Origin of the sequence: Proteiniclasticum ruminis DSM 24773 (genome assembly GCF_000701905.1) — a bacterium.
Taxonomy (GTDB): Bacteria; Bacillota; Clostridia; order Clostridiales; family Clostridiaceae; genus Proteiniclasticum; species Proteiniclasticum ruminis.
This window is the reverse complement of the sequence record NZ_JNKC01000004.1, coordinates 19508-44509: the sequence shown is the minus strand read 5'-3', so window position 1 is coordinate 44509 and position 25002 is coordinate 19508. Positions and strand designations below refer to the sequence as shown.

The following is a 25002-nucleotide window of genomic DNA, read 5'->3' as shown; positions in this document are numbered from 1 at the left end:
TTAGGAGATACTTTGGAAGAGTTTGTAAATTTACCAAAAACCAAAAGAGGACAGAAGACTTTAGATAATATCGTCCGTGCGGCTGAGGAGCTATTCTTTGAGAAGGGCTATCATGCTACTTCCATCATCGATATTACCAACGAAGCCAATATTGCTCTGGGCACCTTTTATATTTATTTTAAGGACAAATACAGTCTGTATAAATTTCTGCTTTTAAGCTACAGCCACGATATCAGAAAAGCCATTGCATTGGATATCAAGCCAAGCCATACAAGATTTGAAGCGGAAAAAATAGGTTTGAAGGCGTTTTTGGTGTATATCAGAGACCATAAACATGTCTACAACATCATCTGGGAGTCACTCTACATCGATAAGACACTGTTTATTGAGTACTATGAGGACTTTGCCGGAAGATATGCCACAGGACTTGTGAAAGCCCAGGAAAAAGGAGAAGTTGTAGATGTGGATACCACAATCCTCAGCTATTTTCTCATGGGGGTTTCAAACTTCATCGGACTGAAGTATGTGATGTTTGATGAAGACAAGGATGATAACCTGGATGAAGTGGTGGAAAAAGTCATGGATATCCTGGAAGCAGGCATGTTCCTAAACAAAAAATCCAAGAACTAGAAGTAAGGAGAAGGATCTATCAGCAAGATGGATCCTTCTCCTTTCTTTATATAGATTTTCAGTTCATAAAAGTCTGGATCAGATAAAGAATCATAAGATGTACTGGATAGGCCGCATAAAAACCGTATTGGACCAGTCTGCTTCTTAGGCCTGGCTTACCATTATAGAACATGATTGGAATCACGGCAAAAATGGCATACATCTGAATGGAACTGGAGAGGAAAGAGGTTGCAGTGCCAATTCCAAGGAGTATATAGATTTCCTTCAGCCCATGAGGCATACTTTTCGCAGAGTAGAAGATTAGAATGTAGAGGATGCCTAGAATGGTGTAGTCAGTGTTCAGAATGGTTGACAGTACCGCAGCGCCGACAAAGCCAGCGACAGAAATCAGCGGATTTTTCCGACGGAAGCTTTCTGATATCCATATTGCAGAAAGCCCAAGGAACAGAGTGAAGAAAATATTCTGATGGCTGCCATTCAAACCGCCAAAAAAAGCATAATCAAAGGGAAGTTCTGAGATCAGAGCGAAAATGAAAAGCCTTAGGGCATACTTTTCCCTGCTCTTTGTATGAAAGAAGCCTTCCACCAGAAGGAAGCAGTAAATGGGAAAAGAAAGACGGCCTATGATCCGGTAGATGTCCTGTCCGCCAAAAAATATAGCGCCAGTGTGGTCAATAATCATTGTTATCAGTGCAAGCAGTTTCAAATGCATAGAATTAAGCAGTTTCATCATTCCACCTCCACTTCTTATTATAGAGGTTTCTTATGACTACTGAAATAGAATCTTTACTGTATCAGTGAACGAATAAACTGCAGTAAAATAACCAGCCATGGTTTTCTTGCCAATGGCTGGTTGAGGCTTTAGGATGCTTTTTTAGGGAACCAGGGAAAGAACTTGCTGGTTCTTCTGGCATAGGCTTTAAAGTCTTCTCTGTCCTTATATTTCTTTTCCAGGAGTGGTACTCCGGAAACAAAGAGGAGAAGAAGGGTCATGAGGATGGGACTGAACACAAAGGGCAGGTCTTTCAGACCGGAATAGGAAATCAGATAGAAACCGAACCACATGGCTGATTCTCCAAAATAGTTCGGATGTCTGGTCAGAGCCCAGAGTCCTGTGGTCATGAGTTTTCCTTTGTTTGCAGGGTCTTTTTTGAAATTCTTCAGCTGTGCATCCCCCACGGCCTCGAAGAAGAATCCAATGGCGAAGAGGGCGATTCCAACATAGTTGAGAATACTGAGAGAAGAAACGTCAGAGCTGTTTCCTCTGATAAGAGGAAGACCCACCAGGTAGGAGAGAACTCCCTGAAGAAGGAATACATTAGCATAGGCCTTCAGCCGTGGCAGCTTGGTACCCCATCTTTTTCTCATATTCACATAGCGGTAATCCTCAGGCTTGTTCCAGTTTCGAAGCGTGATGTAATAAAAGAGCCGTAGAGACCAAAGAGCCACCACTGCGGTTAACAGATTTTGGCGAAGTCCCGGACTATCTGCGGTGATCAGGGTATAAAGTGCAATCAGAAGAAATGAAGGACCCCAGAAGCTGTCCACGATGGAATTATTCTCCAGGTACTGTGCAAGAACAAAAAGTAAAGTAAAAAATACCAACAGCATCAATGCTGTGCCTACGTATGGATTCATAGAAGATCTCCTTTCTCGCGCATGTATGACAAAGCTACAGCACCCACACCAGCACTCATACCGACAATGGTAGAAATGTTCATGATGTATGAGGGTTCAAATCCCAAGTACTCCTGACATTTGGCTTTCATGTCCAAAGCCCGCTTTTCATCGTTGGCGTGGACAATACTGTAGCGTGTGATTGCGCTTTCTTCATGGTCTTTTTTCATAATGTCTATGATTTTTTGTGTATTTGCTTTTTCACTGAAAGCTTTGGCAGCGATGGAACCTTTTCCCTCCGAGTCTAAAGAGACCACGGGTTTCAGGTTCATGATTTTTCCGGCAAATCCTGTGACTTTACTGAGCCTGCCGGATCGCACCATATACTTCAGCGTGTTCACACTGACGAGAATTTTTGTTAGATCCCGTAAAGACTCGATGGTCTCCACGATCTTTTCAAAGGGTTTCCCTTCTTTAATCAGTTCTGTAGCTTTCATCACAAGAAGACCTTCGGCGGCGGAATTCTGCTTTGAATCCACCACATAGATGTTCTTGCCTTCTTTTTTCAATTTTTCTGCAGCTTTTTCAAAGACATTGTGGGTACCGCTCTGTACTTTTGCCACTGTAATCACAAGGATTTCGTCATAATGTGCGGCAATGCTGCCTAAGAAGGCTTCCACAGTCTTTGGGTTTGGCTGTGCTGACTTTGGATATTCAGTGGCTCCATCCAGCAGAGGATAGAACACATCTGGTGTCATGGTTACTTTGTCCAGATAAGTTGTCCCTTCAAACACAAGGTTCAGGGGCAGCATATGCACTTGTTCCTCATCCAGATAGGATAGGGGAAGATCAGCGATGGAATCGGTGACCAGTGCGATGGGGTACTTTCTCTTGTAGGCAGCTTCATTCTGTCGAATCATATCATCGGCTTTCTGCTGCAGGATGGTTCCTTTTGTTTTCAGTTTTTGAAAGAAGTCCACAGGAGAGTTGGTGTGGATGTGGATCTTCACTTTATTGGGATTCCCTGCAACGATGAGAGAATCTCCAAGTGAAGAGAGTTCTTCCCTAAGTGCATCCAAATCAAGATTCTCTCCTGAGATTAGGGCTTCCGTGCAGTATCTCTCCCGGATCTCTTCATGGTCATGACCAGGATATTCTGTGAAATCAATGGTCTCTCGAGAAAGATTCTGGTCGGATTTGAAGAGTCCTGTACTTAAGAAAGATGCAAACCCTTCCAGAAAGTACACAAATCCCTTTGCTCCTGAATCCACGACTTTTGCGTCTTCCAGTACCTTCAGTTTCTCCGGTGTATGCTTTAGAGAAGTCATGGCATCGTTGACGGAAGAGGAAAGGAGCTCATGAAAGTCTTTTGCATGGTCTTTGTACCGGTGAATGGCCGAAGCCCAATCTTTAATCACCGTAATGATGGTTCCCTCCACGGGATTCGCAATGGCATGATAAGCATGAGGAACGGCGCCATTGACCATTTCTGAAAATCCGGACATGGTGATGGATTCTTCTTTGGGAAGACTCATGAAGATACCGTTGATATACTGAGCCATAATGATACCAGAGTTTCCTCGGGCACCAGTAAGGGCCGCATCAGCGATGGAATTCATGGTATCCTTCACAGTGGGTTTGATTTGTGCTTCCTGAAGAATGGAATGCATCGTATGGGCGAGATTACTTCCTGTATCTCCATCAGAGACGGGGAACACATTGATCTCATTTAGGATTCTTTTGTTTCGGATGACTTCTTGTGCACCGGAGAGAAAAGAATAGTAAAGTTTTTCGCTGTCCAGATACTGAATACTCATAGAGATTTCTCCTTTGACTGTTACAATTTTAAAAGGCTGGTGGCTACAAAATAGGTGATCCCTGAGGTTGCTGCGTTTAAGAAAGTACCCCAGATGAGATCAATAATTGTGATGTTCAGTGGCCAGTCTTTTAATGTGGCTAGATTGGTAAGATCATATGTTCCGTAGGTGATGAGTCCAAAGAAGGCACCAAGGGTAATGGCATACATGAGATCGCCCTTTTCAATAGCAGGCATAATGACAAAGAAAACAAGGCCTGCAATGAAGAGAAAATAAAAGACCAGTGCTGCGGCCCAGTTGACATTTGGTGCCATGAGATGTCCCAGATACTCTTTATAGAGCTTTTTGGAAATGACACCCAGCCAGACAATGTCTACAAGAAAGAAGATGACTAAGGTCAGTGCGTAAACTTTTAAAAACTGCATAATGATACCTCCTGTCTATTGTTACTATTAGTGTACTTTATTCAAGGGTGCTAAGGTTGAACAATCTATTATATTTTCAAGCTTGGCTTGATATTACGGGCTTTTTTTCCTTATAGAGGACTGGAGATGTGCCAAAGAAAATATGCTTTTTCATGGCTTCTTCTTCCAGAAGGTGAAGCTCATGGACCAAGGTGTCTTCAAAGACACCATCTTTAGGATCCTTGATCTCAGAAAGAGGGTGATGGGTCTTCTTCAGCTGATTGGTGTAGTTTTTCCAAAGACTTCCACGGATTTTCTCCGGAGTGGAAGGATACTTTAGAAGAGACAGGATCTTTTGGCGAAACTCTTCTAAAACCTCTATACCTGCATCAGACTGAAGAGCGGCAATGTCGCGTCCCAATTGCCTTGCGTCTACATTCTTAAGCTCCTGACAAAGAAACTTCAAGATATACCAGCTTTCAAAAAGGCTTTGACGGTGGGGCAGTGGAATATTTTTCATCCAGTGGTATGCAAGGATTCTTCTTTTCAGGTCCCAGAGCTTCAGTGGATCCTCCAAAACAGAACATGGTGAAGAATAGACCTCTTCCTTGTTCTGAGAGTCTCCTAGGATAAAGGGAGGAAGATCTTCACTTTTCTCCAGGACAACCATAAAGATGCCCTCTAATCCTTCCGAAGAAAGGCTGGTTTTATGGAGTTCGTAATCACGCTCTGTGATGCCTAGAGGCGCTTTTTCATGAACGATGATATTGATTTTATCCATCTTAGTCCTCTCCCTTTTTGAGTGCATCTACATTTTTCACATAAGTACCGATACTGAATTTTCTCTCAAGACCTTTGTCATTCATATACCGTACTTTTCCAAATACCTCACGTTCTTTCCAGGCTCTGTCGTGCTTTCCAAAGCACCAGGCGATTCCGGCATAGCCGTTGGGATCGCGTCCATCGAGACTGTATCTGTTGTTAAGGTGTACAAGAATGTCATAGGCTTCTTCTGGAGATGCGGTCCATTCGATGACTTTTTTCCCCCAGTACATCCTCATATAGCCGTGCATTTTACCTTTTAACACCAGTTCTTTTTGGGCTGCATTCCAGTAAGGATCGTGGGTTTTTGACTGTTCCAGCTCCTCCTTTGTGTAAAGATAGGGCCGCGGATCCTCCTTGTGGATAAGAAGTGTGTCCCTTGCAAAGGAAGAGATGGACCCAAAGGTGTCATACTGAGGATTGTTCTCCACAAAGTTCATGGCAAGCTCCCGCCTTACAACGAGTTCATCCACCATAGAGGCCCTGTTTTCTGAGGCATCTGCAGGAAGGGAGAGATAGATCTCCAGAGGAGAAATCTGACCGAAGTGGAGATAGGGAGAAAGGTTCGATGCAGCATCTTCGGAGGGGTCATTTCTTAAAGCGGCAAAATAAGGATATTTTTCCTGAAGGAAAGTTTCAAGATGCTTTTTCGCTTCTGAATATCCGCCTTGAAAGATATGGGAGACAGGTAGAACGCTGCGATCCAGGTCCAGGAGATGTAAGACTTCCGTAAGGTTCGTAAAGACCATCTCCTCCACAGGCAATGCACCGGTATACGCTTTACCCTCATAAGGTGGAAGCTCCATGGGATATGTAAAGTCCGGAAGCAGCCGTTCAATTTTTCTTCGAATGGTTGCTGCGGCATACTCTTCCTTCTGTGAAACAGTATCCACTGGAACCACCACATTCGTCTCCACCTGGATGAAAGGACAGGGAACCTTTTCTTTGATGCGGCTTCTAAACTCTCGCTCAATCCGAAGATATCCTCTGTCTGTCACAAGAACCGAAGCGTTCTCAGAAAGCTTCAATGCACCTATCTCAGGAGAATTATGGACCACCACAAAGCGGATACCTCTTTTTGACAGTTCATGCTTTACTTCCAGGAGCCCCTCCACCATGAACTGATAGTGACGAAGTGCCGCATCAGGGAAATGATCCATGAGGCCAAAATAAACCACAAGAGGAAGAGACAAACGCTCTGATTCTGATAAAGCATACAGGAAGGCATGGTTATAGTGGAGCCGTTGAGATGCCTGCATCCAGTACAGCACATAGTCACCCTCTGATGAGGCGATGTGATTGAGATGTTTTATCCGCTCCTTTTCTATCATGAACATTCTTCCTCTCCTTCTATACGTTAGACGTCCATACCAATGCGTCCGTCTTTGATTTCAATGATACGGTCCGCTTTTTCAGCAATTCTTCGATCATGGGTGATGATCACAAAGGTAGTATTGAATTTCTTGTTGATGTCTCTTAACAGATTGTAGATGGTTTCGGTGGTGTCAGAATCCAGGTTGCCTGTGGGCTCATCTGCAAGGATGATCTTGGGGTTGTTCATGAGCGCCCTTGCGATGGCTGTTCTCTGCTGCTGACCACCGGACATGTTGGTGGCCAGATTGTTCTTCACCTTTTCAAGTCCTACCAGGTTCATCAGTTCGTTGGCTCTTTCTTCTGCTTCCTTGCTGACTTTTCCGTGGAGTATTTTATACGGCATCAGTACGTTCTCGAAGGCCGTGAATTCCGGGAGCAGGTAATGAAACTGGAAAATGAATCCCATGGTCTCATTTCGAAGAACCGCCAGCTCTTCTTTATTCATTTGGTCTGTTCTTTTTCCACCGATGTAGACTTCTCCATTGGTAGGCTTATCTAATGTGCCCACGATGTTTAAAAGGGTGCTCTTACCGGATCCGGATTGTCCAATGATAGAATTGAAGGTCCCTTCTCGGATCTCTAGACTCAGATCATGGAGCACCTGGGTCTTCACCGTCGTTCCATATATTTTATTGATATTTTTCAGTTCAATCACATTATTAGGCATTTCTAATCACCTCTATTGGACTTAATTTGCTGGAATTTCTTGCAGGGATAAGCGCTGCGATGACAGAAGCTGCCACAGCGATCACTGCAGAGAATGTAATAAACATGGGGTCAATGAATAGTGGCACCACAGGAGTTCCATCCGGATTCAGAGCGAACTTTGTGAAGGTGAAGGCCAGAAGAAGGCCTAGAGCTACACCCAGTATTGCCCCAAGTACACCTAGAAGGAGTCCCTGGAAGAGGAAAATGAGACTGGAGTCTTTGTCTTTTATGCCCATGGCTTTCAGTATGCCTATCTGTTTGGACTTCTGAACCACAGTGATGGCAAGAATGCTTGCAATACCAAGCAGTACAGAAATCATGACAAAGACCTGGATCATAATGCTGGATACACTTTGTCCGTTGAGCCCGCTTAAAAGATCTTCGTTCTGGGCTTTCCAGTTATCTACTACTAAGGTCTCTGAGGTTTCTCTCTCTTTGATGGAATCAGCCACGGTATCCGCTAGAAAGACATCTTTCAGCTGCATATTGATGCTGGTGACCTGATCGTCATAGGAGAAGACATTCTGAGCCGTTTCAAGATTTGTGATGGTCCAGGACTTGTTTAAGGAAGCGACACCTAAGTTGAAGAATCCAGTAACCGTGACGGTTGAGGTATCACCAAAGTTTGCCAGAAGCTCAATTTCATCCCCGATGGAGATGTCGGCTTCCTCCTTGAGATCCACACCGATGAGCACTTCTCCTTCACTGTCAGGAAGAGTTCCTTCTACAAGACTTTCTTTGATGTTGAAGATACTATCCGCTTCATCAATATTGAAGCCCCGGAGCAGAATGCTGTAGGTCTCTTCATTTTTTGAAATCAGTGCGGGGCCGTCTGCAGCCACAGAAAGGTTGATGACTTCTTCATCGTTCGCAGAAATTCTATCTGCGATTTCTTTATAATCTGCAATGAGTTTCTCTTCATTATTCGAGGTTAAAGTGATTTGGGGCTGGTTGCCGATGGTGGTATCCACCAGAGATTTCTGAAGGCCCTGAATCAGGGAACCGATGAAAATCTGAACGGAAACACCAATGGCGATGCCAAGGGCGATGAGTATGGTCTGTCCTTTACTGGACTTTAAAAATCGGGTTGCGATTTGAAATGCTAGTTTCATTTTATGTCCCCTCCAGAGATGGAAATAATATCATGGAATGTTGTCATGTAATAGTCTGCACCAAGGCTTTCTCTCTTTTCGCCAAGTTTTGAGATGGCGTAGCCGCCTGCGATGATTTTGGTCTCTTTGCTTGTCTCACGGATTTTTGCGATGGTGTTTCTTGCAGAAACCAGGTGATACGGATTGGTGATGCTTAAAGCGATGTAGTCGAGTTTTTGAGATTTCAGTCCAGCCACGAAGACTTCTTTCGGGGTATTGCTGCCCACAAAGACTGCGTTGTAGCCAAGCATGGTGAAGTAGTCTGTGATCATTCTTGCACCCAGTTCGTGATGCTCATCCTGGGGACAAACTACAGCTACCGTTTTATGACTGGTGACACCGTATTTTTCTTCCCGTTCTTTCATTACATAAGGGAAGCAGTTTTCCACAATGGTACGGATGATGGAGGTTCTTACATGTTCTTTCCAAATATCCTGCTCCTCAATTCCCGTGCTTTTCATTGTATTTAAAGATGGAGCAAGGATTTCTTCATAGACTTCCATTAGACTGTAGGTTCCCTGCTTTAGAAGGGACAGGATATAGTGCAGGGCTTCATTTCTGTTTTCTTGTTCCAGTAGATGGGTAAATTCTTCTAAATGCTGATTCATAACACACCTCTTGTTCAATTAGTTATTTCTTACAACAATAATATAACACGGAATGAAATATTGCAAACAATTGAATTGAACAACTTGCAATCTATCACAAAACGTGATTTAATGTATGTAAATACGAGAATCCGATAAGAATAACACGTATCGGGTGTCATCCTAAATCGAAAGGAGGGTTGGTACACAAGGACTTCGGTGTACCAGAGAGCATGAGCAATGAGTTTTCATCCCGTATTAAAGAGTTAAGAAAAAAATATGGCATGACCCAGAAGGATGTAGCATCTGCTTTGGGCATAGGACAGACCACTATTGCAAACTATGAGAATGGCACAAGAGTTCCGGATCTTAGCAAGGTATCTGAGATTGCTGATCTTTATAAAGTATCTGTGGACTATCTTTTAGGCAGGGATGACCAGCTGGTGAGAAAAGAAGTGGAGAGCAAAGGGCCTGAAGATTCGAAAGATTATCCCTACGAGCTTTATATGAAAAGCCTCCTGGAAGGGGATAAGAAGATGGTGCGGAAGATTCTTCTCCATCTGCTGAAGAAAGGTGTTCCATCTAAAGTGATTTATCATGATTATATTGAGCGTTCTCTGAAAGAAACAGGGGAGCTCTGGGAAAAGGGAGAAATGCCCATCTGGAAAGAGCATTTTATTTCAGAGATCTCCCTGGAGAATATGGCGCTGGTGAAAAGAAGAAAGTTCCAGGAAGGGGACGGAGAAAGACCGATTCTACTTCTGACTCCAGGAGCGGAGCAGCATCATATCGGATTGAAAATGGTAGGAGATATTCTCGAGTCCAATGGACATAATGTCATGTATCTTGGAAACATGATTCCTACAGATAATATCGTTCAGGCCATCAAGGACAAAAAGCCTTATGCCATCATTCTTTCCGTCACCATGCCGTATCATATTGATTCAGCGAAGCTCCTCATCGATGTCATCAAACAGAAGTTTGGAACCAAGACCCCTACCATTATTATCGGAGGAAGAGCTTTTCTCAATGTAGGAAATGTGGCGACAGAAACGGGTGCGGATGTATACTGCCAGAGTGTGGAAGAAGTGGAGAGGAATCTGAAGAGAATATAAGGCTAAAGCATCTATAAAAAAGTTAAAGGCAGATTCCTTCAATACACGAAGGAATCTGCCTTTTTACGTCATTTGACTGTAAATGGAGTGCTGCTTTTGTTAAACTAGATGATAAGTACATTAACAATGAGGTGATTTATGTGGAATATGACGTAAGCAGTATACTGTTTGCTTTTATGCTCACGGTATTTGCAGGTCTGGCAACGGGTGTAGGAAGCCTTATGGCCTTTTATACGAAACAGACCAATAAAAAATTCTTGTCCGCGGCTCTTGGGTTTTCTGCAGGAGTCATGATCTATGTCTCCATGATTGAGATTTTCGTAAAAGCGAAAGACTCTCTCCAGGCTGTTCACGGAGCGGATAAAGGGTATCTTTATACTACTTTGGCCTTTTTTGGGGGGATTTTTATCATCGCCCTCATCGACAAGTTGGTGCCGAAGGCGGAGAATCCTCACGAGATGAGAGATATTGAAGATCTCGAAGAGGCAAAGAAAGCCAGGGAAAACCACAATCTTATGAGAATGGGGATGTTTTCGGCTCTGGCCATCGCCATCCATAATTTTCCGGAAGGACTCGCCACTTTCATTGGTGCATTGGAAGACCCGGCCATGGGAGTCAGTATTGCTGTGGCCATTGCCATCCATAATATCCCAGAAGGGATTGCCGTGTCTGTGCCCATCTATCACGCCACAGGCAGCAGAAGAAGGGCGTTCAAGTACTCTTTTCTGTCAGGGCTATCGGAGCCTGTGGGTGCCATCATCGGCTATTTTCTATTACGGAATTATCTTTCAGAATCCATGTTTGGTATTGTCTTTGCCATTGTGGCAGGGATCATGGTCTACATTTCTCTTGATGAGCTTTTGCCCACAGCAGAGAAGTATGGAGAGCACCATATTGCCATTTATGGCCTCATCTCTGGCATGATGCTCATGGCGGCAAGCCTTGTGATGTTTGGAGGCTCTTAGACATGAAAAAGAACCGGATTACTTCATTGATGAAGGCGTCTGGTTCTTTTTTATTCCATAAATCCAGTGAACTGCAATAAAAAAGAGCTTTCTCCAAATGATATGGAAAAAGCTCTTATGGTCGGAGTGACAAGACTTGAACTTGCGACCTCTAGACCCCCAGTCTAGCACGCTACCATCTGCGCTACACCCCGATGAACATTACTAATTATAGCCTAAGGTATAAAAACATTCAAGGGATTGTGAAGGAATCTCCAGGAGAATTTTGAAGAACAGATTGCTATCTTTAAGGTTTTATCATATGATTATAATTGAATATGATAATGTGAGGGAGGCGAAAGAATCTGGATGTGTTGAAGATCACTAAGGCTTTGGGGGACCAAAACCGGTTGAGAATACTATATCTCTTGTCAGAAGGAGAACTGTGCGCCTGCGAACTGGAAGGGATCCTTTCCATGAGCCAGTCCAATGTTTCGAGGCATCTGGCGAAGTTGAATGAAGCTCTGGTGACAGACTATAGGAAGGACGCCAAGTATAGTTACTACAGGCTGAAAAGAGAGACTTTGAAATCCTATCCGTTTATTTCCTCCATGATTGAATCTCTGAAAGGGGAGAAGATTTATGAGGAGGATTGGAAGAGGCTTCAAGAATATAAGGTGAAAAACTATAATTGTGAGTCTCTGAAAGAAAATGTGCTTCTGTTTATGAATGAAGAAAGGGTTGTTTAATATGAACGAAAACTGCGAAATCAAAATCTATGAAAAAGCATTGTGCTGTGAATCTGGCGTCTGTGGTCCCTCTGTGGATCCGGAGCTGCTAAGAATCACCACCGTTATCCGGGGTCTGAATAAAAAAGGATTTGGAGCAAGACGTTACAATCTCTCTATGCATCCCATGGAGTTTGCGAAGAATACAGATTTGACGCAGCTCATGAAGGAAAAAGGAATGAGCGTGCTTCCTGTTACACTCTTGAATGGAAAGATTGTGAAGACAGGAGAGTATCCAAGTACAGAAGAGCTTTCCTCATGGACTGGCCTTCATCAGGAAGAACTTGATGGCAGCAATGAAAAGCTGCTGACTCTGTAAGGTGTTCCTATGAGAGTATTTAATCCCGAAGATCTGCAGTCCTATCAGTATATTTTTTTCACGGGCAAGGGAGGAGTCGGAAAAACTTCGGCAGCTTCGGCTTCAGCAGTTGCTCTGGCTGAGATTGGAAAGAAGATTCTTCTGGTAAGTACAGATCCCGCTTCAAACCTTCAGGATCTTTTCGAGCTGAAAGCTTCCAACGAGAAGACAGAAATTGAGAGTGTGAAAAATCTGTACCTGATGAATCTCGACCCGATTGTTTCTGCTGAAAAGTACAAGGAATCTGTTGTAGCTCCATACCGAGGTATTTTGCCAGACGTTGCTATCCAGAATATGGAGGAGCAGCTTTCAGGATCATGCACCGTAGAAGTGGCTGCTTTCAATGAGTTCACCACACTTCTGGCAGATGAACTGATTCAGGAGGAGTTTGATCATATTATATTTGATACAGCACCTACGGGTCACACGTTAAGAATGCTGGAACTGCCCTCTGCCTGGACCAGTTTTCTTGATCAGAATACCTCAGGGGCATCTTGTTTAGGGCAGCTGTCAGGGCTCACAGAAAGCAGAGAGGTCTATAAAGGAGCGGTAGAAGTATTAAAGGACAAGAAGAAGACAAAAATGGTTCTGGTGACAAGGCCGGACAGATCTCCTCTTCTGGAAGCTGCCCGAGCATCGAAAGAGCTGAAGGAGCTTGGTGTTATAAATCAGCTTCTTCTCGTTAATGGGCTCATCACAGAAGAAAGTCCACAAGGAGTCCTGGAACTGATGAAGCTCAAGCAAGAGAAAGCTTGGAAGGAACGGCCAGAAGAGCTGGACGGCATAGAAACAGCATCGATCCCCCTGAGATCATATGCCATGGATTCGGTGGAGAACATCAGAAGAATGCTTACAATCACTTCAGGTAGAAATGTGAACGAAGAATACGATATCCATTCCTCCATGGATTTTCAGCTGCTGCTGGAGGAAATCCGGAAAGATGGCACAAGAGTTCTCTTTACCATGGGCAAAGGAGGAGTTGGAAAAACCACCATCGCTTCGGCCATGGCAATGTATTTTGCCAAAAACGGAGTGAAAGTGCATCTGACTACCACGGATCCAGCAAATCACCTGACAGAAACGGTTCATGAATCGGAAAATCTGAAAGTATCCTTTATTGATGAAGAAGAGGAGCTTAGACACTATAAAGAAGAGGTCCTGAAAAAAGCGGAAGGTGCTTCTGAAGAAGATCTTGCTTATATAGAAGAAGACCTCCGAAGTCCTTGTACCCAAGAGATTTCCATTTTCAGGAAGTTTGCTGAGATTGTTCATGGAAGCGGAGAAGAGCTTCTCATTATTGATACTGCGCCAACGGGGCATACTTTGCTCCTTTTGGACAGCACAGAAAGTTACCATAAAGAAGTAGAAAGAAGTCAGGGGGAAATTCCGGAAGCGGTGAGAACTCTCCTGCCCAGACTCAGGAATAAGAAAGAGACCAAAGTGTTCATCGTATCACTTCCTGAACCCACTCCGTTCTATGAAGCAAAAAGGCTGAAAGAGGACCTCATCAGAGCGGGAATCCATGTGGACAGCTGGATACTCAATCAGACTCTTGAGCAGCTCTCCGACAACTCGCTGTTTGTCAGAGAAAAACAGAAAGAGGAACGAAAATGGGCGAACCTGGTCTTTGAAGAAATGGAGGGACGTTTTGTGATGGTTCCTTGGAGCAAAGAAGAATTAAAAGGTGAAACGCTCCTTCAGCTGATTCCGTAGGAACTTAAAAATCAATGGCATAACATGATGGCATCCTAATTCATAATGTTCACAGTTATTTTCTAAAGTCTTCATGAGAGTCTCAGAAGATGTTTGTATAATTATAGATACAAATAAACTGGAAAGGGGATGGAGATCATGTTGGAAGCCAAAGACGCATATTGTGTGAACTGTGAGAAAATCACTTATTTCGTTCCTGTGGAGGGGGGCTATGAGTGTCAGAGCTGTAAATCCGTGAACACCATGCGGGGCATGAAAGACATACACGAGGATCCGTCCCAGAAAGCGGACACGGTGGTAGATCTCAATCTGCCGGAAGATATTTTTTGAATCAATAAGAAAGCAAGGCAGGGAGAAATCCTTGCCTTTTCAATTGATATGAAAGAAAAAAGAAGGTAAACTAGTAAGAGTAGCAAAATAAGTCCTTGGGAGTATGAAATGCTGACAAATAAATTTCTTGATACACTCATGAAAGAAGAGATCATTGGAAAAGAAGACAGGATACTTGTTGCCTTTTCCGGAGGGATAGATTCTGTCGCGCTTTTATGCCTTCTTCTCGAAGTGAGAGAGACTCTTGGACTACGTCTGGGAGCTGCACATCTCAATCATGGATTTCGAGAGAATGCAGACAGCGATGAAGCCTTCTGCAGAAGCTTTTGTGAAGAAAAGAAAGTTCCATTTTTCTCCAGAAAAATAGATGTGGCAGCCTATGCAAAAGCTGAGAAAATGTCTTTTGAAATGGCGGGAAGAACACTCCGGTATGCCTTCTTTGAGAAAGTCATGGACGAGCAGGGATTTTCAAAATGTGCTACGGCCCATCATCTGGATGATCAGGTGGAGACGGTTCTTCTGAATCTTGTAAGAGGCACTGGGTTAAAAGGCCTGACAGGGATATCTCCAGTTCGTGGACGATACATTAGACCATTGCTTTTCTATAAGAAGAGTGAACTGCTGGGTTATCTTGAAAAAAATCAGATTTCATACCGTCATGACCACACCAATGATGAAGTGGAGTATCAGAGAAACCGGATCAGAAATGAAGTGCTGCCTTATCTGGAAAAATACTTCAATGCGGACGTCTCTCAAAGCATCTCCAGGATGACGGGGCTGCTTGTAGAAGATCTGAAATTCATCGAAAGAGAAGTGGAGAAGGCGAAAAAGAGTTTTCTTCATGAAGACGGTGAACAGGTTCGCCTGTCAAAAGAGGTGAAAGAACTTCCTTATGCCATATCTTCCAGGCTTCTCATGGATGCAGTCCAAAAGGTGAAAGGAAATCTGAAAGACATTGAAGAGGTTCATATCAGAGATCTTCTTCAGCTGTTTCTGAAGGAGACAGGGAAAAAACTGGATATCAAAGAAGGAGTACAGGGAAGAAATGACTATGGAGACCTTCTGATTGAAATAAAAAAAGAAAAGACAGAAAGGGAAAATACGATGCTGCACGAAGTGCTGAGTATACCAGGAACCTATCATGTAAAAGGACAGAAAATCACACTCCGTTATATTGAACGGGAAGAGATGAAAAAAGACAAACAGCTCCGGTTCTTCAATGGGGATCTCATCAGTGGGGAAATCCTTGTGAGACACAGAGATGAAGGGGACCGGATGAGACCTTTTGGCATGAATGGATACCGGAAACTGAAGAACATTCTTATTGACAGGAAGGTCAGCCGGGAAGACCGGGATGAGCTTCTGGTGTTCCAGTATGAGAAAGACATCATCTACATCGGTCACATGATGATCAGTGAAGACTATAAAGTACGAGAGAAAACAGAAAGAATCCTGGAAATCGGGATATTTGAGGAGGATACAAATGATAGCAAATGATGTGAAGGACATTTTGATCAGCCGGGAAGAGCTGGCCGAAAAATGCAGAGAACTGGGTGCAAGAATCAGTAAAGACTATGAAGGGAAGGAACTTGTTCTTGTGGGGATCCTCAAGGGCTCTGTGGTGTTCATGACAGACCTGATGAAGGAAATCACCATCCCTTGCAACATTGAATTCATGGAAGTTTCCAGTTATGGATCCGGAGCGGAAAGCTCAGGTGTCGTGAAGATTACGAAGGATCTGGATGAGGATGTCACCGGAAAACATATCCTTATTGTAGAAGACATCATAGACACAGGGCTGACACTTAGTTACCTTGTAGAATACCTGAAAGCAAGAAAAGCAGCCGGAACGGACATTGTTTGTCTGCTCAATAAAAAAGAAAGAAGAGTAAGAGATATCCCTGTGACGTATGTAGGGTTTGAAGTGCCAGATGAGTTTATCATCGGCTATGGCATCGACTATGCGGAAAAGTACAGAAATCTTCCTTATGTTGCTTCACTGAAGGATGAAATTTACAAAAAATAGGCAAAAAATAATGTTAAGTTTAAGGTTTATGGAGTATAATTAGTAGCATACAATTTAATTGAGGCTTCTGCTTCATAATACTAAGTAACAGAGGAAAGGAGCGGGTAATTCAGTTTACCTGATAATACGATGAATACGACTAAAAGAGGACCAAATCTTTTCAGCTTCATCGCTGTAATCATGCTGCTTGTCATTGCCATGATTTACTTCAGCGATTTGGATGCGCAAAAAAATTCCATATCATTCAATGAGTTCACCACTGCTTATTCTGAAAACAAGGTCAAAGAGATCAATGTGGCTTCCGATGGTATGACCATCCGGGGTGTTATGACAGATGACACCATTTTTACAACTGTAGCCGCACCAGAGAGACTGGCTCAGTTTCTAAACGAGAACAACAACGAGGCCGTTGTGGAGCGCTATGCTCCAAGGTCTGATTTCTCCATCTGGACGGTGATTACACCGCTGCTTCTATTGGGTGGCGTGGTGTTCTTCATTTTCTTTATGAACAAGCAGAACCAGAATATGGGCTCAAGCAACCGGAATGCCATGAATTTTGGCAAGAGCAGAGCCAAAATGGCAAACCCTGACAATAAAACCGTCACATTTAAAGATGTGGCTGGTGCAGAAGAAGAAAAATTTGAACTTCAGGAAGTGGTGGAGTTTTTAAGAAACCCTAAGAAGTATCTTGAAGTTGGCGCTAGAATTCCTAAGGGGATTTTGCTTGTAGGACCTCCAGGAACTGGTAAGACTCTTCTTGCAAAGGCTGCTGCCGGAGAAGCTGGGGTACCGTTCTTCAGCATTTCAGGTTCAGACTTTGTGGAAATGTTTGTCGGTGTCGGTGCTTCCAGAGTACGTGACATGTTTGAACAAGCTAAGAAAAATGCACCTTGTATCATCTTCATCGATGAAATTGATGCTGTGGGCAGAAAAAGAGGCGCTGGCCTTGGTGGCGGACATGACGAAAGAGAACAGACGCTGAACCAGCTTCTGGTGGAGATGGATGGCTTCGGCATCAATGAAGGCATCATCATGGTGGCAGCAACCAACAGACCGGATATTCTTGACAATGCACTCCTTAGACCAGGCCGTTTTGACAGACAGATTGCAGTAGGCTATCCCGATGCCAAAGGCAGAGAAGAAATCCTCAAGGTGCATGTTCGTAAGAAGCCTCTTGGAGAAGATGTGAACCTGGAAGTTCTGGCGAAGATGACCAGCGGATTTACAGGAGCTGATCTAGAAAATCTAACCAATGAAGCGGCGCTTCTTGCCGTTCGTGCCGATAAAAAGTTCATCACCATGCGTGAACTGGATGAAGCCATCACCAGAGTGATTGCAGGAACAGAAAAGAAATCCAGAGTGGTTTCGGATCATGAAAGAAGACTCACTGCGTATCATGAGGCAGGACATGCCATCATCGGCAGAGTTCTCCCTAATATGGATCCAGTGCATCAGATCAGTATCATTCCAAGAGGCATGGCAGGTGGATACACCATGCATATGCCGACGGAAGACCGCTCTTATATGAGTAAGTCCAGAATGATGGACAGCATGGTTGCCTTACTTGGTGGACGTGTGGCGGAGTCTTTGGTGCTGAAGGATATTTCCACAGGAGCCAAAAATGACATCGACCGCGTTTCAAGAATCGCAAGAGCCATGGTGACCGAATATGGTATGAGTGAAAAAGTGGGTACCATTTCCTTTGGAGAAGACCAGGAAGTATTCCTGGGACGTGATTTTTCAAAGTCCAAGAACTTCTCCGAAAAAATGGGAGAGCTCATTGACGACGAAGTGAAAGAGCTGGTGGACAATTCTTATAAAAGAGCAGAAGAGATTCTGAAGGAGAACATTGACAAGCTGCATCTTCTTGCAGAAAAACTTCTGGAATTTGAAAAAATTGAAGCAGAAGAGTTTGAAGAACTCTTCACCACTGGGAATATCACCAAGCGTACCCATGAAGTGCTGCCAGTGGAGAAAAAGAATGAATCTGTGAAAAAAACAGAGAAAGATCCATCTAAAGAAGATACCAAAAAAGAGGATTTTTCAGGGAACCCTCTGACAGAGGCTTAAAAACAAGTGTAGTTCAAACTGAAACAGAATCGATAGAAAAGGCAGTAAAGCTGCCTTTTCTTTTGGAAAGTTATGTAAATGATTACAGAAACTTCACCTTTCCATGTTTCGGGATTGGGGAAGGGATGCTATAATAAAATGGATTGGAGGTGCGCATTTGACAGAAAAACTCATTGGACTGGAAAAGGAATTTATACGGTCAGTAGAAGAAAAAGACACCGCTGAGGTGTTGGGATCCGGAGATCTGCCGGTATACGGCACACCTGGACTCATTGCTTTTATGGAGTATGGCGCCAAGGAGTCTCTGATTCCTTATTTAGCTTCAGAAGATACAACGGTGGGCATTTCCATGGAAATGAAACACCTGAAAGCAAGCCTTGTTGGTGCAGAAATCTTGCTGAAGGTAAAGATCATCGAGGTTTCAGGGAAGAAAGTGAAGTTTCATCTCCGGGCTTTTGAAAAGGAACATCTTCTGGGAGAAGCCCATCATGAGAGAGTTCTTGTGAACCGGCAGAAGTTCATGGATAAACTGCATAATTCATAAAGTAATATATAACTGGGAGGTACATATTGTTGAAAACCGATATTCAAATCGCTCAAGAATCCACCATGCTCCACATCAGAGATGTGGCAGGGAAGATAGGTCTTTCTGAAGATGACCTGGACTTTTATGGCAAGTATAAAGCCAAGATTTCTCTTGATGTATTAAAGAGAAACAAGGACAAGGAAGATGCGAAGCTTATTCTTGTCACTGCCATCAATCCAACACCTGCAGGAGAAGGAAAGTCTACAGTAACTGTAGGTCTTGGTCAGGCACTGAACAGAATCGGCAAAAAGACTGTCATCGCCCTGCGTGAGCCATCTTTAGGACCAGTATTTGGTGTGAAAGGCGGAGCAGCAGGTGGCGGATACAGCCAGGTTGTTCCTATGGAAGACATCAATCTTCATTTCACAGGTGACATGCACGCCATCACCACCACAAACAACCTCTTGGCAGCAGCCATCGACAACCATGTTCATCAGGGGAATGCGCTGAACCTGGATATCCGAAGAATTCTCTTCAAGAGAGTTATGGATATGAATGACAGATCCTTAAGACAGGTGAATGTAGGACTTGGCGGAAAGCCAAACGGATTCCCAAGAGAAGATGGATTTATGATCACCGTTGCTTCTGAAGTCATGGCCATTCTCTGTCTTGCCACTTCTTTGGAAGACCTGAAAGAAAGAATGGGCGAGATCATGATCGGATACAATCTGCAGGGAGAGCCTGTATTTGCCAAGGATCTGAAGGTTCAGGGAGCCATGGCCCTTCTGATGAAGGATGCCATCATGCCGAACCTGGTGCAGACATTGGAGAATACACCAGCCATCATTCATGGCGGACCTTTTGCAAACATTGCCCATGGATGCAACAGTATCTTAGCCACCCAGACAGCATTGAAGCTTGGGGACTATGTAGTGACGGAAGCCGGATTTGGTGCAGACCTTGGTGCAGAGAAGTTCCTGGACATCAAATGCAGATTCGGTGGTCTGAACCCTAGTGCAGTGGTTATTGTCGCTACGGTAAGAGCACTGAAACATCATGGTGGTGTGCTGAAAGCAGATCTTTCCACACCAAATGTGGATGCGCTGAAAAAGGGAATCGTGAACCTGGAGAAGCAGATCGAGAACATCAGAAAGTTCAATCTGGAGCCTGTGGTTGCCATCAATCGATTCATGTCCGATTCCGTGGAGGAGCTGCAGTTCATTGAAGATTTCCTCAACAACATCCACGTGAATGTAGCACTGACAGAAGTATGGGAAAAGGGCGGAGAAGGCGGAGAAGCACTTGCACATAAAGTTGTGGAAGTTGCAGAAAAATCCGGAGCCTATCAGCCGCTGTATGATGTGGAAAAATCCATCAAAGAAAAGATAGAGATCATCGTCAAGGAGATTTATGGTGGAAGCTCTGTGGCCTACAGCGCCCAGGCAGAAAAAACCATCAAGGAAATTGAAGCCATGGGACTCCATAAGAAGCCCATCTGTATGGCGAAGACCCAGTATTCTCTATCCGATAATCCGAAGCTTCTGGGTGCACCTAAGAACTTTGAAGTAAAGGTGAATGAAGTGAAGCTCAGTAACGGGGCAGGATTTATTGTATGCCTCACAGGAGATATCATGACAATGCCAGGCCTTCCAAAGGTGCCTGCGGCAAATCTCATGGATATTGATGAAGAAGGAAATATTGTAGGTCTGTTCTAAGCATAAGGAAAAGAAGAGCGGTGATTTTTTGGAATCACCGCTCTTTTGAATGAAGGGAAGATTTACGTTCTCTTTTTCTGTATTCTGCCGGAGTGCAGCCCATCATCTTCCGGAAAGTTTGAGTGAAGTAGGACTGGGAGTTGAAACCTACAATGTTCGAGATCTGAGAAACCGTATGGTGGGTGGTTTCCAGGAGATGTTTGGATTCCTCGATTCTTTTATCTATGAGATAATGGATGGGGGTGGTGTCGAAATGTTTCTTGAACACATGAACCAGATAATACTTGTCCAGATAGGTTTCATTGGCTAAGGTATCCAGGGTGATGGGCTCTGAATAGTGAATATCGATGTAGTTTTTGATATAGGTGCATTCCTTGGTGGTGTTTTTTTGAGGAGTCAGCCTCAAGGAGGATTTGGTTCTTCGGACCAGATTAAGGAGAAGGATGTTCAGGTAGTTCTGGCAGATGACTTCATAAGCGTCTTCTTTCTTTTCCACTTCACTGATGAGGGATTGAAACACAGTGAGGATTTCTTCTCTATGTTTCCGGTAATTGTGGAAACTGTAGAAGCTGTCTTCCTGAGCACGCCCCGTTTCGTAAAGAGATAAAGAGAGCCCCTCGATGCCAAGGACGATATACTCCAGAGGGTTTGCATCCTTGGAGGACTCTGTATGGACCACATTGGCATTGACAATGACCAGGTCATCTTCTACGACGTGGAAGGTTTTATCCTCTATGAGAAAGTTGCCGGATCCCTTCACCACATAGAAGAGCTCTGTGAAAGGGTGACTGTGCATGGTGGAGTGCCAGTCTTTCTCATAACGTGCCTTTGAGACATAGATGAGGCTGGCGGAAATCCGTTCGTTGTTGTGGTTGATGATCTTATAGACGATATTGGACAAACTGGCAGCTCCTTTCCTCTGGACATGTAATCCTTTTACCTTATTATAAAACCAATTTTCTGATATAGCAATATAATGATAATTCATCACAAGATAATGATACTAAAAACGTTTACCGAAATTTATACTAAAGATAACAAGTTGCGTAGAGCAATGATTAACTAGGAGGGTCCCATGAAGAAAATTTTAGCACTTCTTATGTCCATTACCCTGGTCGTTGGCCTTTCAGCCTGCGGTCAGAAAACTGAAGATGATCCTGTTACTCCAGGAGGTACAGAAACCCCATCAGAAACCCCTGGCGAAACCGAAGAAAGAACCCTGAAGATTGCGGGTCTTGACGGAGGATACGGAAAAGAGCATTGGATGGCCGTTGCCGAGAAGTTTGAGGCAAACAATCCTGGCGTTACTGTGGAACTGACACTGGAGAAGAACATTGAAGATGTTCTGAGACCTCAGATCCAGGCGATGAATGTGCCAGATCTTATGTACATCTCTGTAGGCCGTGAAGGCATGATGACAGAAACTCTTATCAAAGAAAATGCTGTCATGGATATCACAGATGTACTCTCCATGAAGGTTCCTGGAGAAGAGGTCACTGTTGGCGATAAAATCATCCCAGGCTTTACAGATACTTTAATCACCAATCCCTATGGGGATGGAAAGACCTACCTGGCACCACTTTTCTATGGACCAACAGGACTATTCTATAACAGTGGTCTGGTGGGAGAAGGAAAGACTTATGCCCTTCCAGAAACCTTTGAAGAGCTTTTTGCGCTGAATGAAACTGCAAAAGCCAACGGAAGCTCCCTATTTACCTATCCTACCACAGGATACTTTGATGCCTTCTTCTATGCACTGGTCAACGAGGTGGGTGGCGCTGAATTCTTCAACAAGGCCATGACCTTTGATGTGGAAACCTGGAGCAGCGATACGATGAAAGAAGTGTTCGCCATCGTTGGTGAACTTGTTTCCTACAATCATCCTGACACAGTGGCTCAGGCAAACAATGAAGGGTTTACCAAGAACCAGCAGCTGATTCTTGATAACAAAGCACTGTTTATTCCAAACGGTACCTGGCTACCTGGAGAAATGGAAAAAGCACCAAGAGCAGAAGGCTTTGAGTGGGGATTCACCGCACTGCCAGCAGTGGAAAAGGGCGGAGACCGCTACTCCTACACATTCTTTGAACAGATGTACATTCCTGAAGGAGCCAAGGAAGCGGATCTTGCAAAAGAGTTCATTGCTTATATGTACTCAGACGAAGCAGCAAAGATCATCTATGAGAAGTCCGGTGCAGTTATGCCTGTGACTACAGCTTCCTCCTTCATGACGGATGAGGATCCAAACAAGCTATATTATTCTGTATATGACGATGGAGCAAAGGCGGCCATGGGCGGTTTCCAGTCTGCGCCAGCAGTGGAAGGTGTAGACCTTGTGAGCAGCACCGGAATTCTCTTTGGCACCATCAATTCTGTAGCCACAGGAGACAAGACAGTGGATACATGGCATCAGGAAGTTGTGGATGCAGTGACCAAAATCAGTGCAGCAATGAACAACTAATGAGTTGATTTTACGGATGATTACGGTGGAAGAAAACTCTTCCACCGTTCATTTTTGAAAGGGGTGATATGAATGAAAGACAGAGCAAAGAAAAGATTCATCGCTGCCTGCATTGCGCCGGCCTTGATCCTTGTCCTTGTATTTATGGCGTATCCTACGCTGAATGTCTTCATCATGTCTTTATACAAATGGGGAGGTCTCTCGAGAAACAAGACCTTCGTAGGACTTAATAATTTTCTTCTTCTCACAAAAGACACCAATTTTATACGGTCACTGCAGAACACCCTTATGATCATTGTGCTTGTCACCATGGTGACGCTTTCTGTGGCCATGATTTTCGCTTCTATTCTTGTGCGCGAAAAGATCAAAGGACAGAACTTTTTCAGAATCGTATTCTATATACCGAATATCCTGTCCGTGGTGGTGATTTCCTCCATCTTCTCGGCCATCTACGATCCCAGCATGGGACTTCTCAATGGTCTTTTTAGAAGCATCCGGGGAGAGGGATTTCAGAATATCCAGTGGCTGGGCAATCAGAAAATTGTGCTCTATGCCATCATTGTGGCCATGATCTGGCAGGCGGTGGGATATTACATGGTCATGTATATGGCCAGTATGAGCAGCATCCCAGTCCATCTTTATGAAGCGGCAGATATTGAGGGTGCTGGTAAAGTGAAGCAGTTTTTCAGTATCACTTTGCCCCTTGTATGGGATACGGTAAGGACAACCCTGACATTTTATGTCATCAGCTCCATCAATCTGAGTTTTCTCTTTGTGAAGGTGATGACTTCTGGAGGACCTGATGGTGCTTCCAATGTAATTTTGAACTATATGTACAACCAGGCATATACCAATTCCAGTTACGGATACGGTATGTCCATTGGTGTGGTGATATTCCTGTTTTCGTTCCTCTTGTCACTGCTTGTGAACAAGCTGACAAAACGCGAACAGTACCAGTATTAACGAGGAGGATCGGATGAAAAAGAAAAAAATCAATCTGTATAAGCTCTTCATCTATAGTGCGCTGATTGCCCTTGCTGTCAGCATCATCGTTCCGGTTCTCTGGGTTTTCATGGCTTCCGTCAAAGACAATCAGGAGTTTTACGGAAATCCCTGGAGCTTGCCCAAGGCCATCCGCTGGGAGAACTTCAAAGAAGCAGTGGAGATTGCCAATATGGGAGAGTACTTCACAAACTCCATTGTGGTGACGGCACTGGCCATCGGAATTCTTCTTCTGGTCTCTATACCCTGTGCCTATGCTCTCGCAAGATTTGAGTTTAAAGGACGGAAAATTCTTTCGGGTATTTTTCAGGCTGGAATTTTCATCAACGTGAACTACATCGTCGTGCCGATTTTTCTGATGCTCCTGGACTGGGACATCGCGCTTCGGGGACGTTTCGACAGAGGATTTTTTCTGGACAACCGGTTTGTGCTGGCTCTGGTGTATGCCGCCACAGCCATCCCTTTTACCGTATATCTTCTGTCCAATTATTTCAGAACTATACCTAAAGAGTTTGAGGAGGCGGCCAGTGTGGATGGAGCCAGCCATTTTAAAACCATGGTTTCCATCATGATTCCCATGGCGAAACCCAGCATCATCACAGTGATTCTCTTCAACTTCCTGGCATTCTGGAATGAATACATCATAGCCTTGACGCTGATGCCAAGCAGCACCAAAACGCTGCCGGTGGGGCTCATCAATCTGATGCAGTCCCAAAGAGGTGCGGCAAACTATGGTCCCATGTACGCCGGTCTTGTGCTGGTGATGCTGCCGACCTTGATTCTCTATGTGCTTGTACAAAAGAAACTAACTGAAGGAATGACTGTTGGAGGAGTGAAAGGATAA

25 protein-coding genes and 1 tRNA gene are annotated in these 25002 nt (G+C 44.1%); 15 read left to right on the top strand and 11 right to left on the bottom strand.

All coding sequences use genetic code 11. The annotated features are described in order from the left end of the window. The first annotated feature begins 12 nt into the window (after positions 1-12). On the top strand, positions 13-630 hold the full coding sequence (locus T487_RS0105035) for a TetR/AcrR family transcriptional regulator (protein WP_031574823.1): 618 nt from the start codon (positions 13-15) through the stop codon (positions 628-630). Positions 631-688: 58 nt separating this feature from the next. Here the strand turns inward: T487_RS0105035 and T487_RS0105030 are convergent, their stop codons facing one another. The 9 genes from T487_RS0105030 to T487_RS0104990 form a co-directional block, all read right to left on the bottom strand. Further along, complete coding sequence (locus tag T487_RS0105030) at positions 689-1363, bottom strand: TraX family protein (protein WP_031574819.1); 675 nt, start codon at positions 1361-1363, stop codon at positions 689-691. Between the two features lie 128 nt (positions 1364-1491). Next, entirely contained in the window at positions 1492-2268 is a 777-nt protein-coding gene (locus T487_RS0105025; RefSeq protein WP_031574817.1) for a DUF1295 domain-containing protein, read from the bottom strand. Further along, positions 2265-4064, bottom strand: coding sequence for a DAK2 domain-containing protein (locus tag T487_RS0105020; RefSeq protein ID WP_031574814.1), 1800 nt, complete (start codon positions 4062-4064; stop codon positions 2265-2267). Before T487_RS0105020 ends, T487_RS0105025 begins: the two co-directional genes overlap by 4 nt. 20 nt (positions 4065-4084) lie before the next feature. Continuing rightward, positions 4085-4489 carry a DUF2177 family protein gene (locus T487_RS0105015; RefSeq protein ID WP_036909220.1) on the bottom strand — a complete coding sequence of 135 codons (405 nt, stop codon included), beginning with the start codon at positions 4487-4489 and terminating at the stop codon, positions 4085-4087. Between the two features lie 76 nt (positions 4490-4565). Continuing rightward, positions 4566-5249: a hypothetical protein gene (locus T487_RS0105010; RefSeq protein WP_031574808.1), complete on the bottom strand. Its 684-nt coding sequence runs from the start codon at positions 5247-5249 to the stop codon at positions 4566-4568. A gap of 1 nt (position 5250) precedes the next feature. Then, the gene (locus tag T487_RS0105005) at positions 5251-6627 is read right to left on the bottom strand and encodes a deoxyribodipyrimidine photo-lyase (protein ID WP_242848018.1); all 1377 of its coding nucleotides are present in this window, start codon (positions 6625-6627) and stop codon (positions 5251-5253) included. 20 nt (positions 6628-6647) lie between these two features. Further along, positions 6648-7331 (bottom strand): ABC transporter ATP-binding protein, encoded by a 684-nt coding sequence (locus T487_RS0105000; protein ID WP_031574803.1) that lies wholly within the window; start codon positions 7329-7331, stop codon positions 6648-6650. Next, positions 7324-8484: an ABC transporter permease gene (locus T487_RS0104995; RefSeq protein WP_031574800.1), complete on the bottom strand. Its 1161-nt coding sequence runs from the start codon at positions 8482-8484 to the stop codon at positions 7324-7326. Before T487_RS0104995 ends, T487_RS0105000 begins: the two co-directional genes overlap by 8 nt. Then, the gene (locus T487_RS0104990) at positions 8481-9131 is read right to left on the bottom strand and encodes a cobalamin B12-binding domain-containing protein (RefSeq protein ID WP_031574798.1); all 651 of its coding nucleotides are present in this window, start codon (positions 9129-9131) and stop codon (positions 8481-8483) included. The genes T487_RS0104995 and T487_RS0104990 overlap by 4 nt, the downstream gene beginning before the upstream one ends. 212 nt (positions 9132-9343) lie before the next feature. Here T487_RS0104990 and T487_RS0104985 point away from each other — a divergent pair, with 212 nt between their 5' ends. Continuing rightward, positions 9344-10225 (top strand): helix-turn-helix domain-containing protein, encoded by an 882-nt coding sequence (locus T487_RS0104985; RefSeq protein WP_051651526.1) that lies wholly within the window; start codon positions 9344-9346, stop codon positions 10223-10225. Between the two features lie 140 nt (positions 10226-10365). Next, positions 10366-11190, top strand: a complete 825-nt coding sequence (gene zupT, locus T487_RS0104980) for a zinc transporter ZupT (protein ID WP_031574794.1) — start codon at positions 10366-10368, stop codon at positions 11188-11190. Positions 11191-11308: 118 nt separating this feature from the next. Here zupT and T487_RS0104975 read toward each other — a convergent pair. Continuing rightward, positions 11309-11384: transfer RNA gene (locus tag T487_RS0104975), tRNA-Pro, on the bottom strand. Between the two features lie 159 nt (positions 11385-11543). Here T487_RS0104975 and T487_RS0104970 point away from each other — a divergent pair. The 9 genes from T487_RS0104970 (at position 11544) to T487_RS0104930 (ending at position 20695) form a co-directional block, all read left to right on the top strand. Further along, a complete protein-coding gene (locus T487_RS0104970) occupies positions 11544-11918 on the top strand; it encodes an ArsR/SmtB family transcription factor (RefSeq protein ID WP_162178221.1) in 375 nt (124 codons plus the stop codon). Between the two features lies 1 nt (position 11919). Then, positions 11920-12276 (top strand): arsenite efflux transporter metallochaperone ArsD, encoded by a 357-nt coding sequence (gene arsD, locus T487_RS0104965; protein ID WP_031574790.1) that lies wholly within the window; start codon positions 11920-11922, stop codon positions 12274-12276. A 9-nt stretch (positions 12277-12285) separates the two neighbouring features. Continuing rightward, positions 12286-14028, top strand: coding sequence for an arsenical pump-driving ATPase (gene arsA, locus T487_RS0104960; RefSeq protein WP_031574788.1), 1743 nt, complete (start codon positions 12286-12288; stop codon positions 14026-14028). 138 nt (positions 14029-14166) lie between these two features. Then, positions 14167-14358, top strand: coding sequence for a hypothetical protein (locus tag T487_RS0104955; protein WP_031574786.1), 192 nt, complete (start codon positions 14167-14169; stop codon positions 14356-14358). A 108-nt stretch (positions 14359-14466) separates the two neighbouring features. Continuing rightward, the gene (gene tilS, locus T487_RS0104950; RefSeq protein ID WP_031574783.1) at positions 14467-15855 is read left to right on the top strand and encodes a tRNA lysidine(34) synthetase TilS; all 1389 of its coding nucleotides are present in this window, start codon (positions 14467-14469) and stop codon (positions 15853-15855) included. Beyond that, a complete protein-coding gene (hpt, locus tag T487_RS0104945; RefSeq protein WP_031574781.1) occupies positions 15842-16384 on the top strand; it encodes a hypoxanthine phosphoribosyltransferase in 543 nt (180 codons plus the stop codon). Before tilS ends, hpt begins: the two co-directional genes overlap by 14 nt. A 129-nt stretch (positions 16385-16513) precedes the next feature. Further along, on the top strand, positions 16514-18454 hold the full coding sequence (gene ftsH, locus T487_RS0104940; RefSeq protein WP_031574780.1) for an ATP-dependent zinc metalloprotease FtsH: 1941 nt from the start codon (positions 16514-16516) through the stop codon (positions 18452-18454). Positions 18455-18611: 157 nt separating this feature from the next. Then, entirely contained in the window at positions 18612-18998 is a 387-nt protein-coding gene (locus tag T487_RS0104935) for a thioesterase family protein (protein WP_031574778.1), read from the top strand. 29 nt (positions 18999-19027) lie between these two features. After that, a complete protein-coding gene (locus T487_RS0104930) occupies positions 19028-20695 on the top strand; it encodes a formate--tetrahydrofolate ligase (RefSeq protein WP_031574775.1) in 1668 nt (555 codons plus the stop codon). Between the two features lie 34 nt (positions 20696-20729). On the opposite strand, the gene T487_RS0104925 is transcribed toward T487_RS0104930, so the two are convergent. Further along, the gene (locus T487_RS0104925; protein ID WP_031574772.1) at positions 20730-21596 is read right to left on the bottom strand and encodes an AraC family transcriptional regulator; all 867 of its coding nucleotides are present in this window, start codon (positions 21594-21596) and stop codon (positions 20730-20732) included. A gap of 174 nt (positions 21597-21770) precedes the next feature. Here T487_RS0104925 and T487_RS0104920 point away from each other — a divergent pair, with 174 nt between their 5' ends. The 3 genes from T487_RS0104920 to T487_RS0104910 all read left to right on the top strand — a co-directional run bounded on the left by T487_RS0104920 (position 21771) and on the right by T487_RS0104910 (position 25002). Then, positions 21771-23156, top strand: coding sequence for a carbohydrate ABC transporter substrate-binding protein (locus T487_RS0104920; RefSeq protein WP_031574769.1), 1386 nt, complete (start codon positions 21771-21773; stop codon positions 23154-23156). Positions 23157-23228: 72 nt separating this feature from the next. Next, complete coding sequence (locus T487_RS0104915; RefSeq protein WP_031574766.1) at positions 23229-24119, top strand: carbohydrate ABC transporter permease; 891 nt, start codon at positions 23229-23231, stop codon at positions 24117-24119. A 13-nt stretch (positions 24120-24132) separates the two neighbouring features. Further along, positions 24133-25002, top strand: a complete 870-nt coding sequence (locus tag T487_RS0104910; RefSeq protein ID WP_031574763.1) for a carbohydrate ABC transporter permease — start codon at positions 24133-24135, stop codon at positions 25000-25002.

What these genes read in the sequence shown, in the direction of transcription:
- T487_RS0105030 (WP_031574819.1), bottom strand. Translation starts at nt 1,363, where the DNA reads ATGATGAAACTGCTTAATTCTATGCATTTGAAACTGCTTGCACTGATA.
- T487_RS0105025 (WP_031574817.1), bottom strand. Translation starts at nt 2,268, where the DNA reads ATGAATCCATACGTAGGCACAGCATTGATGCTGTTGGTATTTTTTACT.
- T487_RS0105020 (WP_031574814.1), bottom strand. Translation starts at nt 4,064, where the DNA reads ATGAGTATTCAGTATCTGGACAGCGAAAAACTTTACTATTCTTTTCTC.
- T487_RS0105015 (WP_036909220.1), bottom strand. Translation starts at nt 4,489, where the DNA reads ATGCAGTTTTTAAAAGTTTACGCACTGACCTTAGTCATCTTCTTTCTT.
- T487_RS0105010 (WP_031574808.1), bottom strand. Translation starts at nt 5,249, where the DNA reads ATGGATAAAATCAATATCATCGTTCATGAAAAAGCGCCTCTAGGCATC.
- T487_RS0105005 (WP_242848018.1), bottom strand. Translation starts at nt 6,627, where the DNA reads ATGTTCATGATAGAAAAGGAGCGGATAAAACATCTCAATCACATCGCC.
- T487_RS0105000 (WP_031574803.1), bottom strand. Translation starts at nt 7,331, where the DNA reads ATGCCTAATAATGTGATTGAACTGAAAAATATCAATAAAATATATGGA.
- T487_RS0104995 (WP_031574800.1), bottom strand. Translation starts at nt 8,484, where the DNA reads ATGAAACTAGCATTTCAAATCGCAACCCGATTTTTAAAGTCCAGTAAA.
- T487_RS0104990 (WP_031574798.1), bottom strand. Translation starts at nt 9,131, where the DNA reads ATGAATCAGCATTTAGAAGAATTTACCCATCTACTGGAACAAGAAAAC.
- T487_RS0104985 (WP_051651526.1), top strand. Translation starts at nt 9,344, where the DNA reads ATGAGCAATGAGTTTTCATCCCGTATTAAAGAGTTAAGAAAAAAATAT.
- arsD (WP_031574790.1), top strand. Translation starts at nt 11,920, where the DNA reads ATGAACGAAAACTGCGAAATCAAAATCTATGAAAAAGCATTGTGCTGT.
- arsA (WP_031574788.1), top strand. Translation starts at nt 12,286, where the DNA reads ATGAGAGTATTTAATCCCGAAGATCTGCAGTCCTATCAGTATATTTTT.
- T487_RS0104955 (WP_031574786.1), top strand. Translation starts at nt 14,167, where the DNA reads ATGTTGGAAGCCAAAGACGCATATTGTGTGAACTGTGAGAAAATCACT.
- tilS (WP_031574783.1), top strand. Translation starts at nt 14,467, where the DNA reads ATGCTGACAAATAAATTTCTTGATACACTCATGAAAGAAGAGATCATT.
- hpt (WP_031574781.1), top strand. Translation starts at nt 15,842, where the DNA reads ATGATAGCAAATGATGTGAAGGACATTTTGATCAGCCGGGAAGAGCTG.
- ftsH (WP_031574780.1), top strand. Translation starts at nt 16,514, where the DNA reads ATGAATACGACTAAAAGAGGACCAAATCTTTTCAGCTTCATCGCTGTA.
- T487_RS0104920 (WP_031574769.1), top strand. Translation starts at nt 21,771, where the DNA reads ATGAAGAAAATTTTAGCACTTCTTATGTCCATTACCCTGGTCGTTGGC.
- T487_RS0104915 (WP_031574766.1), top strand. Translation starts at nt 23,229, where the DNA reads ATGAAAGACAGAGCAAAGAAAAGATTCATCGCTGCCTGCATTGCGCCG.
- T487_RS0104910 (WP_031574763.1), top strand. Translation starts at nt 24,133, where the DNA reads ATGAAAAAGAAAAAAATCAATCTGTATAAGCTCTTCATCTATAGTGCG.